This is a genomic window from Thermoanaerobacterium sp. PSU-2, assembly GCF_002102475.1.
In the GTDB taxonomy this organism is placed as follows: Bacteria; Bacillota; Thermoanaerobacteria; order Thermoanaerobacterales; family Thermoanaerobacteraceae; genus Thermoanaerobacterium.
The window spans coordinates 101,306-114,075 of sequence record NZ_MSQD01000008.1 but is presented as its reverse complement, the minus strand read 5'-3'; the positions used below and the strand labels follow the sequence as shown (position 1 = coordinate 114,075).

6 protein-coding genes are annotated in these 12,770 nt (G+C 34.6%); all 6 read left to right on the top strand.

Annotated features, from left to right (window positions below; all coding sequences use genetic code 11):
• Positions 1-38 precede the first annotated feature (38 nt).
• The 6 genes from mgfK to BVF91_RS07985 all read left to right on the top strand — a co-directional run bounded on the left by mgfK (position 39) and on the right by BVF91_RS07985 (position 12,721).
• On the top strand, positions 39-1,010 hold the full coding sequence (gene mgfK / locus BVF91_RS08010; RefSeq protein WP_085112906.1) for a gluconeogenesis morphogenetic factor MgfK: 972 nt from the start codon (positions 39-41) through the stop codon (positions 1,008-1,010).
• Between the two features lie 358 nt (positions 1,011-1,368).
• Entirely contained in the window at positions 1,369-6,906 is a 5,538-nt protein-coding gene (locus BVF91_RS08005; protein WP_085112930.1) for an alpha amylase N-terminal ig-like domain-containing protein, read from the top strand.
• Positions 6,907-7,296: 390 nt separating this feature from the next.
• Complete coding sequence (locus tag BVF91_RS08000) at positions 7,297-8,637, top strand: ABC transporter substrate-binding protein (RefSeq protein ID WP_085112905.1); 1,341 nt, start codon at positions 7,297-7,299, stop codon at positions 8,635-8,637.
• Positions 8,638-8,709: 72 nt separating this feature from the next.
• Positions 8,710-9,588 carry a carbohydrate ABC transporter permease gene (locus tag BVF91_RS07995; protein WP_168170198.1) on the top strand — a complete coding sequence of 293 codons (879 nt, stop codon included), beginning with the start codon at positions 8,710-8,712 and terminating at the stop codon, positions 9,586-9,588.
• Positions 9,588-10,412, top strand: coding sequence for a carbohydrate ABC transporter permease (locus tag BVF91_RS07990; protein WP_085112903.1), 825 nt, complete (start codon positions 9,588-9,590; stop codon positions 10,410-10,412). The genes BVF91_RS07995 and BVF91_RS07990 overlap by 1 nt, the downstream gene beginning before the upstream one ends.
• Before the next feature lie 176 nt (positions 10,413-10,588).
• Complete coding sequence (locus tag BVF91_RS07985; RefSeq protein WP_085112902.1) at positions 10,589-12,721, top strand: alpha-amylase family glycosyl hydrolase; 2,133 nt, start codon at positions 10,589-10,591, stop codon at positions 12,719-12,721.
• Positions 12,722-12,770 lie beyond the last annotated feature (49 nt).

Here is a 12,770-nt window from a genome sequence, read left to right as displayed (position 1 = left end):
TTTACTTTTAGATGGCTTATTGCAAAGGGGTTGCTTGTATGAAGAATTTTGCTTACTTAAATGGTCCAAAAGTTGTAGTAATTGGCGGTGGTACAGGATTATCAACAATGCTTAGAGGACTTAAAAAGTATACACATAATATTACTGCAATCGTAACAGTTGCAGATGATGGAGGAGGTTCTGGTGTATTAAGAGAGGATTTAGGCATGTTACCGCCTGGCGATATAAGAAACTGTATACTGGCGTTAGCAAATACTGAGCCTACAATGGAAAAGCTTTTACAGTACAGGTTTACTGACGGTATGCTTAAAGGACAGAGCTTTGGAAATCTTTTTTTAGCCGCAATGAATGGCATATCAAATAGCTTTGAAGAAGCTGTCAAAAAGATGAGCGAGGTTTTAGCCGTATCGGGAAAGGTTTTACCTGTCACATTAGATGACGTCAAATTAAAGGCTAAATTAAAAAACGGGGTAGTTATAGATGGGGAATCTCTAATACCGAAACTTCAAATGAAAGAAAAAAGCCCAATAGAAAAAATATTTTTGGAGCCAAAAGATGCGAAACCGGTAAAAGAAGCCTTAATAGATATCATGGATGCTGATGAAATTATATTAGGCCCTGGTAGCCTATACACCAGCATAATACCAAATCTATTAGTTAATGATGTTTGTGAAGCAATAGAAAAGTCAAAAGCAATTAAGGTATATGTGTGTAATATAATGACGCAACCTGGTGAGACAGTTGGCTATGATGCCAATGCACACGTTGATGCACTTTTTCTGCATGGGTTAAAATCTCTTGACTATGTCATCGTAAATAATGGTGAAATTCCTTATGAGTACAAAGATAGGTATAAAGAAGATATGGCGCAACCTGTAAGCTATGATGTAGAAAGCTTTAAACAAAAGGGAATAAAGGTCATTGAAAAAGATGTGTTAGCAATAAGAAACAATTACATAAGGCATGATGAGCAAAAGCTTGCAGAGACATTAATGGGACTAATTGGATGATAAATCCATAGTCTTTTTTATTTCATAGCAAATAAAAAATCTGGCAAATTTATTTATTAAAAGCATTATTGCAGAGCTTTCAAACTATTATTAAAATTTCTCCCAAAATCAGTGAACATTATTGACATTCTTTAGCAATGATAATATAATATTATTTGGAAGAAATCGGTTGCGCAAATTTTGCACATTCACTTCATTACAATAATCTCAAATTAGTCTTAATATTAATTTCAACAGATAAACGACTTTAAAAGGAGGTGAAAGAATAGAGCATAAATTTATATTAATCCAAAAAAACTTAGTGGGAGGTATCAATGTGTATAAAAGACTTTTAAGTAAAAAATTTACAAGTTTTATCATGGCTTTTTTATTAGTATTGACATCAGTATTTTCTTCAATGTTATTTCACAGTGTATATGCTGCTGATAATGCAAGCGTTGTAGCAAATATCGTGGGGGAATTTCAAGATCAACTGGGTGATTCTAACTGGAATATTGATAGTAACATTACCCTAATGCAGTATGTAGGAAATGGTCTATATGAATTTACTACGCCTACTCAACTAAAAGCCGGTAGTTATCAGTATAAAGTTGCATTAAATCATTCATGGAATGGTGGAGGTGTTCCATCTCAAGGAAATCTAACGCTCAACCTGACGAATGCTTCATATGTTACATTTTGGTTTGATTATAATACACAATCTGTAACTGATTCTACAAAGTATACTCCAATACCTGATGACAAATTACCTAGACTAGTTGGAACAATTCAATCAGCTATTGGAGCAGGTAATGATTGGGATCCTGGAACGTCAACAGCAATAATGATAGACGATAATTTTGACAACGTTTATTCATATACTGCGCATGTTCCAAAGGGTGACTATCAGTACAAGGTGACATTAGGGAATACATGGGATGAAAACTATGGTGCAAACGGTGTACAAGGTGGTGATAACATACAGATAAATGTCACAAACGATGCTGATATAACATTTTTTTATGATGCAAAAACGCACAATATTTGGACTAATTATAGTCCAACACTTACTGGTTTAGATAATAACATATATTATGATGATCTAAAGCATGATACACATGATCCGTTTTTTAGGAATCCTTTTGGAGCTATAAAAGTAGGACAAACCGTTACATTAAGAATTCAAGCGAAAAATCATGATCTCGAATCTGCCAGAATATCGTATTGGGACGATATAAATAAAACCAGGACGGAATTATCAATGACAAGAATAGGTGAAAGTCCTGATGGTAATTATGAATATTGGGAAATAAAGTTGAGTTTTGATCATCCAACGAGAATTTGGTATTACTTTATATTAAAAGATGGAACTAAAACTGCTTATTATGGCGACAATGATGACCAACTTGGTGGTTTAGGAAAAGCAACAGATACTGTTAATAAGGATTTTGAATTAACTGTATACGATAAAAATTTTGATACGCCTGATTGGATGAAAGGCGCTATTATGTATCAAATTTTCCCTGACAGGTTTTATAATGGAGATACATCTAATGATCATGCAAAGACATTAAGCCGTGGCAATGATCCAATAGAGTTCCACAATAATTGGAATGACCTCCCTGATAATCCCAATAATGCTGGAACACCAGGTTATACTGGCGATGGTATTTGGTCAAACGACTTTTTTGGTGGTGATTTAAAAGGAATCGATGATAAACTTGATTATTTGAAAGGACTTGGAGTATCCGTAATTTACTTAAATCCAATATTTGAATCACCTTCAAATCATAAATACGATACTGCTGATTATACAAAGATTGATGAAATGTTTGGCACTACACAAGATTTTGAAAAGTTAATGAGTGATGCACACGCTAAAGGTATAAAAATAATTCTTGATGGTGTATTCAATCACACCAGTGATGATAGCATATATTTTAATAGATATGGAAAATACCCGGGATTAGGTGCATATCAAGCTTGGAAAGAAGGGAATCAGTCTTTATCGCCGTATGGTGATTGGTATACTATAAATTCAGACGGTACTTACGAGTGTTGGTGGGGATATGATAGCTTACCTGTTATAAAGTCGTTGAATGGAAGCGAGTATAACGTTACAAGTTGGGCTAACTTTATAATAAACGATAAAAATGCCATTTCTAAGTATTGGCTAAATCCGGATGGAAATTTAAATGATGGTGCAGATGGTTGGCGTTTAGACGTTGAAAATGAAGTTGCACATGATTTTTGGACACATTTTAGGAATGCTATTAATACTGTAAAACCTGAAGCGCCAATGATAGCAGAAAATTGGGGAGATGCGTCCCTTGATTTACTTGGCGATTCTTTTAATTCAGTTATGAATTATCAGTTTAGAAATGACATCATAGATTTTTTGATCGGGCAACCTTTCGATGATGGAAATGGCCAACACAATCCTATAGATGCAGCAAAACTTGATCAAAAATTGATGAGTATATATGAAAGATATCCGCTGTCTGCTTTTTATTCAACTATGAACTTGCTTGGGTCGCATGATACAATGAGAATATTAACAGTGTTTGGATATAACTCTGCAGATCCTAACGAAAACTCAGACGCCGCTAAACAACTGGCAGAACAAAAGCTAAAATTAGCAACAATTTTGCAGATGGGATATCCTGGTATGGCGGATATTTACTATGGCGATGAAGCAGGAGTTTCTGGTGGTAAAGATCCGGATGATAGAAGAACATTCCCTTGGGGAAATGAAGATACGACATTGCAAGATTTCTTTAAAAATATATCGAGCATAAGAAATAACAATCAAGTATTAAAAACTGGTGATTTGGAGACTTTATATGCACAAAATGATGTTTATGCCATTGGTAGGAGAATTATAAATGGCAAAGATGCTTTTGGCACTTCATACCCTGATAGCGCTGCAATTGTTGCAATAAATAGAAGCAATTCAAATAAACAAATAGCTATTGATACTACAAAGTTTTTAAGAGATGGAGTTACTTTTAAAGATTTAATTAACAACAATGTATCGTATTCAATAAGTAATGGACAGATAGTTATAGATGTACCTGCTATGAGCGGTGTAATGCTTATATCAGACGATGGGCAAGATTTAACTGCTCCACAAGCTCCTTCAAATGTTGTTGCTACTTCCGGCAATGGTAAAGTTGATTTATCGTGGTCGCAATCTGATGGTGCAAAAAGTTACAATATATATCGTTCTTCAGTAGAAGGTGGTTTATATGAAAAAATAGCATCAAATGTAACTGGAACGACGTTTGAAGATGCCAATGTTACAAATGGATTAAAATATGTTTATGCAATATCAGCAATTGATGAATTAGGTAATGAAAGCGAAATGAGTAATGATGCAGTAGCATATCCAGCGTATCCTATAGGGCGGGCAGGAAATCTTACACAAGCATCTGATAATCATATAATAGGTGTTGATAAACCAACAGAAGATATTTATGCGGAAGTTTGGGCAGATGGACTTACAAATAGCACTGGTCAAGGTCCAAATATGATAGCGCAATTAGGGTATAAATATGTTGGTGACACTGTTTATGATTCGGTATATGGAAGTGTATATAACAGCGTATATGGTGTAGATGATAGTGATTTTACCTGGGTAAATGCTCAATATGTTGGAGATATAGGAAATAATGATCAGTACAAAGCAAGTTTTACACCTGATAAAATAGGTCAATGGGAATATTTAATGAGATTTTCAGATAATCAAGGACAAGACTGGATCACTACAGATACATTATCATTTTATGTTATTCCTTCTGATGATTTAATAAAGCCAACTGCACCTGATTTGAACCAACCAGGTACAGAATCGTCGAGGGTCTCGCTTACATGGAGTCCATCTACAGACAATGTTGGGATATACGATTATGAAATTTATAGATCCGATGGTGGAACATTTAATAAAATAGCTACTGTATCCAATGAAGTTTATAATTATGTTGATACGAGCGTAATTAATGGTGTAACTTACGATTATAAAGTTGTTGCCGTTGATCTATCATTTAATAGGACAGAATCTAATGTGGTTACAATAAAACCAGATGTAGTACCTATAAAAGTTATTTTTAATGTAACTGTACCTGATTATACACCAGATGCTGTTAATTTGGCAGGAACATTCCCTAATGCTACTTGGGATCCATCAGCACAACAGATGACAAAAATAGATAATAATACTTATAGCATTACACTTACGCTTGATGAAGGAACACAAATAGAATACAAATATGCCAGAGGTAGTTGGGATAAGGTTGAAAAAGACGAATACGGAAATGAGCTTGCATCAAACAGAAAAGTAACGATTGTAAATCAAGGCAACAATGAAATGATGATAAATGATACGGTTTATAGGTGGAGGGATATTCCAATATTTATATATTCTCCAAGTAGCAATATGACAGTTGATTCTAATATAAGTACAATGGAAATCAAAGGTAATACGTATAAAGGTGCTAAAGTCATAATAAATGGTGATAGTTTTGTTCAAGACGAAAATGGTGTATTTACTAAAGATGTTTCTTTAAATTATGGGATAAATACGATTAAGATACATGTTGAACCAAATGATGGTAGTGTTTATGGTAACGATCAAGGCAGAATAACTGAACTTACAAAGGATATTGAGATTGATGTAATTAGACAAGAGAATAATAGTGTAAGCGGAACAGGAAATAATAATACGAGTACAAGTGGGAGCAATTCAAGCAGTACGGGTAGTGTTAGTACTGGAAGTACAAGTATAACAAGTAATATCAGCAATACAAGTAATACAATAGGTGTAATCACAAAGAATGGCAACATTATCACATTGACGCTTGATGTAGGGAAAGCTAAAGACTTGATAGTAAATTCAAAAGACAAGAAAGTAGTATTTGACATAACCACAATAGGTCAAGGACAACAGAAAGTCGTACAGATTTCTAAAGATATTTTAGATACAAGTGCTGCTAACGGCAAAGACATCGTCATAAAATCAGACAACGCATCAATATCACTTACGAAAGACGCACTTAACCAAAACCAGATACAAAACGGTGTCAATGTATCAATAAAAGACAATGGAAAGCCTAATGTGACAAATTATGTGCCGCTTTCTAATGTAGTAGACATAACGATAGGCAGTAGCAGTGGCAATGCAACATTGGCAAAACCAGTAGAAGTAACATTAAATATATCAAAAGCCAACGATCCAAGAAAAGTAGCAGTGTACTACTACAACCCAACGACAAATCAATGGGAATACGTGGGTGGAAAAGTAGACGTGTCATCTGGAACAATAACATTCAATGCGACGCACTTCTCACAATATGCGGCATTTGAGTACGACAAGACATTTAATGACATAAAAGACAATTGGGCGAAAGACGTAATAGAAGTATTAGCGTCAAGGCACATAATAGAAGGGATGACGGACACCCAGTATGAACCAAACAAGACAGTAACGAGATCAGAATTCACAGCAATGATACTGAGGCTATTAAACATAAAAGAAGAAGCATACAGCGGAGAATTTAGCGATGTAAAGAGTGGAGACTGGTATGCAAACGCAATAGAGGCAGCATACAAAGCAGGATTAATAGAAGGTGATGGAAAGAACGCAAGGCCAAATGACAGCATAACAAGAGAAGAGATGACAGCAATAGCCATGAGGGCATACGAGATGCTGACACAGTACAAAGAGGAAAACTTAGGTGCCACATCATTTAGCGATGACAAATCCATAAGCGATTGGGCAAGAAACGTAGTAGCAAATGCAGCGAAATTAGGAATAGTAAATGGGGAGCCGAATAACGTATTTGCTCCTAAAGGCATAGCCACGAGAGCAGAAGCAGCAGCTATCATATACGGCTTATTAGAAAAAAGCGGAAATATATAAAATTGTATAAATTAGTTATGATGAGAAAGATATGATTTTAATTGTTTACTTTCATATCTTTCTCAAAATATAATTTAAGATAACCTTTTTAAATTTTTTTGATTTAATAAATAAGTCTATTGACTTTTGTAATCAAAGGATATAAAATATAATTAAGCAAAGCGCAACCGGTTGCAAATATTCTATGAAATACTGTGATAAGGAGGGATGTCTGTTAACTTTAAATTAAATTATATGAAAACGCTTATATATGTAGATAAAAAGAAAAAATAAAAGACTGATAAGATTAATTAAACATTTTTTATCAATATGGAACTGCATAAATTTTATAATTAAAAATCACATAAGTCAATAGAAAAAATTGGCTTATTAAAGAGGAGGATTTTGATTATGAGGAAAACCTCAAAAGTAATTGCGCTGCTTTTGGTGCTTTTGATGGCATTTTCAGTGCTTATAACAGGGTGCGGAAATAGTACAAAATCTGATCAAAGCAAAACTTCAGAAAACAGTTCAGCTCAAAACAAGACTGAGACTACAAGTCAACCTGTGACGTTAGATATATTCCAATTCAAAGTTGAAATAAAAGACGCTCTTCAGAATGCTATAAATACTTACATGAAAGAAAATCCTAATGTTAAAATCAATCTAGAGACTGTAGGTGGCGGACAAGATTACGGTGCTGCATTAAAAGCCAAATTCAATTCGGGTTCGGAGCCTGCAATATACAATGTAGGTGGACCACAGGATGTTGCTACATGGAAGCCAAAATTGGCTGATTTGTCAGATACAAAAGCTGCAAAAGCTGCTCTTCCTGGTACGCTTACTGGTGTGACACAAGACGGCAAAATTTATGGTTTACCATTTGATTTAGAGGGATATGGATTAATCTACAACAAACAAATATTCAGCAAAGCAGGTATTGATCCATCCAGCATTAAGACCTTTGATGCGTTGGTGAATGCTGTAAAGTCGTTAGATTCAAAGAAGAAAGAATTAGGCATTGAAGCTGTTTTCGCTTTTCCAGCAAAAGAAACTTGGGTTACTGGCCTCCATTTATCAAATGCATTCTTGTCACCAGAATTTGATGGAGATGTCATGAAAGCATTTAATTCTAAGACAGTAGAATTCAAATATGGTGATGCAATGAAGCAGATGATTGATCTTCAGAATAAGTATTCAGTACAACCTACAGCAAGTCTTGACTACAGCACACAAGTTGAAAAGCTTTTTGGAACTGGAAAAGTCGCTATGATTCAGCAAGGTAACTGGGTATATCCTACATTAGAATCGCTTGATAAGAACTTTGCACAAAATGATATTGGCATGCTGCCATACCCTGTTCCAGGATATAAAGAGGACTCATATCCTGAGGGTGTTCCAATGTATTGGGCAGTTAACAGCGACAAACCAGCGGATGTTCAAAAGGCTGCGAAAGATTTCTTAGATTGGTTGTACACATCAGATGAAGGAAAACAGATAGTTACTCAGCAGTTTAAGTTTGTGCCAGCATATACTGGGTACAATTCAAATAGCATATCAGATCCACTTGGAATGCAGCTTTTTGTGGCAGCAAGTCAAGGCAAGACATATGGATGGGTATTCATGGGATATCCAAACAATTGGGGTCAAAATGTTCTCGGTGCTGATATTCAGCTTTATGTGAATGGTTCGTTAACTTGGGATAAAGTAATTTCACATGCTAAACAGGCTTGGGCAGATGCGAGAAAATAATTAAAGATTGTAGTGGGAGAGTATATTGTATTCTCCCACTTTACAAATATGAACAAGAAGGAAGGTAATACAATGGCAAAAAAAGCGAAATTTTTTAAAAACGGTATTTGGTATTGGCTTTTTATAGCCCCAACACTATTGTCACTTATTATTGTCGTATTAATACCATTTATTATAGGAATATATTATTCATTTACAGATTGGAATGGAATAAATCAACCAGTATTTATTGGATTGAAAAATTTCATGACACTTAAAGATGATGCTGAGTTTTGGAATTCAATATTTTTTACAGCTAAATTTGCTGTTGCATGTATCGTGATTATAAATGTGGTAGGCTTAAGCCTTGCCATGCTTGTCACGAGAAAAATATTTGCCAGAAATTTCATGCGCACAGCATTTTACTTGCCTAATTTAATAGGTGGACTTATATTAGGATTTATATGGAATTTCATTTTTGTGGATGTGTTTCAAACAATTTCAGATGCTACACATATTGGATGGCTTGGAGGCTGGTTATCAACAACTAATACTGGCTTTTGGGGTCTTGTGATTGTCACATCATGGCAAATGATAGGTTATGTCATGGTGATTTATATAGCATATATTGAAAGCATTCCTACTGATTTAATAGAAGCTTCAAAGATTGATGGTGCAAATTCATGGCAACAATTTAGGAATGTTGTATTTCCACTTATAGCGCCAGCTTTTACAGTGAGTTTATTTATTACGCTTTCAAATTCATTTAAACTGTTTGATCAAAACTTATCATTAACTGCTGGAGCGCCGGGCAATACCACACAAATGATAACACTTAATATATATCAAACAGCTTTTTCAGCTCAAGAGATGGCTGTAGGACAGGCAAAAGCAGTAATAATGTTCTTAATAATAGCTGTTATTTCTATCATCCAAGTTTACTTGACACAGAAAAGAGAGGTTGAGATGTGATGAAAAAAGTTCATGTTCAAAAATATTTATTGACATTCTTAGGAATTGTACTTTCATTGATATGGATATCTCCTTTTTATATAATACTTGTTAATTCTTTCAAGACAAAATTAGAGCTATTTACAAACACATTGTCACTTCCGAAGAGTCTGATGCTGGATAATTATAAAACAGCAGCCGCAAATTTAAATTTGAGTGAAGCATTTTCCAATACATTAATAATAACTGTTTTTAGCATTTTGATTATCGCAATATTTTCCTCTATGACGGCTTATGCACTTCAAAGGGTAAAAAGAAAAAGCAGTGTGATTATATATATGATTTTTACAGTGGCTATGCTGATTCCGTTTCAATCTGTCATGATTCCTTTGGTAGCGGAATTTGGCAAATTTCATTTTCTTACAAGGTCAGGGCTTGTATTCATGTACTTGGGATTTGGATCAAGTTTAGGCGTGTTTTTATACTATGGTGCATTAAAAGGAATACCGACATCTTTAGATGAAGCAGCTTTAATAGATGGTTGTAGCAGATTTAGAATTTACTGGAATATCATATTGCCCTTATTAAATCCTACTACAATTACTTTGGCTGTATTGGATATCATGTGGATATGGAATGACTACTTATTGCCATCTTTAGTCATAAACAAAGTTGGTTCCAGGACACTTCCACTAATGATTTTTTACTTCTTTAGTCAATACACAAAGCAATGGAATCTAGGTATGGCAGGACTAACTATAGCAATTTTACCCGTTGTAATTTTCTACTTCTTGGCGCAGAGAAAGTTAGTCACAGCTATAATAGCTGGTGCTGTTAAACAGTAAGATGAATATTTGTATTTAAAACAAGTTAATTTAAAATTATAGACGATATGCAATCGATATAAAAGTATTTTGACATTAATATCGATTGCTTTTATATAACAGAAAGGAGTGATTGAAAACCAATAAATTATTAAACAACTCGCTAATCAAAAAAATAATTAAAAGGAGGGTCTTACATGAAAAAAACGTTTAAATTAATATTGGTGCTGATGCTTTCACTTACACTTGTTTTTGGATTAACAGCACCAATACAAGCGGCTTCTGATACTGCAGTAAGCAATGTTGTCAATTACTCGACAGATGTAATTTATCAGATTGTTACTGATAGATTTGTTGATGGAAATACCAGTAATAATCCAACTGGTGACTTGTATGATCCAACACATACAAGTTTAAAAAAGTACTTTGGCGGAGACTGGCAGGGTATTATCAACAAGATAAATGATGGATATCTAACAGGCATGGGTGTAACAGCAATTTGGATATCTCAACCTGTAGAAAATATTTATGCAGTCTTACCTGATTCAACTTTTGGTGGGAGTACATCGTACCATGGCTATTGGGCTCGTGATTTTAAGAAAACAAATCCATACTTTGGAAGCTTTACTGATTTTCAAAATTTGATCAATACAGCTCATGCCCATAACATAAAAGTAATTATTGATTTTGCACCAAATCATACTTCACCTGCATCTGAAACAGATCCTACTTATGCTGAAAATGGAAAGCTATACGACAATGGAACATTGCTTGGTGGGTATACAAACGATACAAACGGATATTTTCATCATTATGGAGGAACAGATTTTTCATCTTATGAAGATGGTATTTATCGCAACTTATTTGATTTAGCAGATTTAAATCAACAGAATAGTACAATCGATTCATACTTAAAATCAGCAATTAAGGTGTGGCTTGATATGGGAATAGACGGTATACGTTTAGATGCTGTAAAACATATGCCATTTGGATGGCAGAAAAATTTTATGGATAGCATATTGAGCTATAGGCCTGTATTTACATTTGGAGAGTGGTTTCTTGGAACGAATGAAGTTGATGCGAATAACACATACTTTGCAAATGAAAGCGGTATGAGTCTTTTGGACTTTAGGTTTTCTCAAAAAGTGAGGCAGGTATTTAGGGATAATACAGATACTATGTATGGACTTGATTCGATGATTCAATCAACTGCATCTGATTATAATTTTATAAATGATATGGTTACTTTTATTGATAATCATGATATGGATAGATTCTATAATGGCGGTTCTACTCGTCCAGTTGAACAAGCATTAGCATTTACATTGACCTCACGAGGAGTACCTGCTATATATTATGGAACAGAACAGTACATGACAGGCAACGGAGACCCTTATAATAGAGCTATGATGACGTCATTTAATACGTCAACTACAGCATATAATGTAATTAAAAAACTTGCTCCTTTGCGTAAATCCAATCCTGCAATTGCTTATGGTACTACTCAGCAACGTTGGATAAACAATGATGTTTATATATACGAAAGAAAATTTGGAAATAATGTTGCCCTTGTTGCTATAAATAGAAACCTCTCAACAAGTTATAATATAACAGGGTTGTATACAGCGCTTCCTGCTGGTACTTATACGGATGTTCTTGGCGGACTTTTGAATGGTAATAGTATTTCTGTCGCAAGTGATGGCTCTGTAACACCATTTACACTTGGTGCCGGTGAAGTTGCAGTATGGCAGTATGTAAGTTCAAGTAATTCTCCGTTGATAGGACATGTTGGACCAACAATGACAAAAGCAGGACAAACTATAACAATAGATGGAAGGGGATTTGGTACGACAGCCGGACAAATTTTGTTTGGTTCAACGGCTGGTACTATTGTCTCTTGGAATGATACAGAGGTAAAAGTAAAAATTCCTTCGGTGACACCTGGTAAATATAATGTATCATTAAAAACTTCAAGTGGTACTACAAGCAATACTTATAATAATATTAACATTCTTACGGGTAATCAGGTATGTGTTAGATTTGTTGTAAATAATGCAAGTACAGTGTATGGAGAGAATGTTTATCTTACTGGTAATGTGGCTGAGCTGGGAAACTGGGATACGTCAAAAGCAATCGGACCAATGTTTAATCAGGTAGTATATCAGTATCCTACATGGTATTATGACGTAAGTGTTCCAGCGGGCACAACAATACAATTTAAGTTTATAAAGAAAAATGGCAATACGATAACATGGGAAGGTGGTAGTAACCATACTTATACAGTTCCATCATCTGGTACAGGCACTGTAATTGTAAATTGGCAACAGTAGATTAAAATAATAAGGGTCAAGAGATCTAATCGTTCTGATTTCTTGACCC

Excerpts from the sequence above, each read along its gene's own strand:
- mgfK (WP_085112906.1), top strand. The coding sequence starts at position 39 with ATGAAGAATTTTGCTTACTTAAATGGTCCAAAAGTTGTAGTAATTGGC.
- BVF91_RS08005 (WP_085112930.1), top strand. The coding sequence starts at position 1,369 with ATGGCTTTTTTATTAGTATTGACATCAGTATTTTCTTCAATGTTATTT.
- BVF91_RS07985 (WP_085112902.1), top strand. The coding sequence starts at position 10,589 with ATGAAAAAAACGTTTAAATTAATATTGGTGCTGATGCTTTCACTTACA.
- BVF91_RS07995 (WP_168170198.1), top strand. The coding sequence starts at position 8,710 with ATGGCAAAAAAAGCGAAATTTTTTAAAAACGGTATTTGGTATTGGCTT.
- BVF91_RS08000 (WP_085112905.1), top strand. The coding sequence starts at position 7,297 with ATGAGGAAAACCTCAAAAGTAATTGCGCTGCTTTTGGTGCTTTTGATG.
- BVF91_RS07990 (WP_085112903.1), top strand. The coding sequence starts at position 9,588 with ATGAAAAAAGTTCATGTTCAAAAATATTTATTGACATTCTTAGGAATT.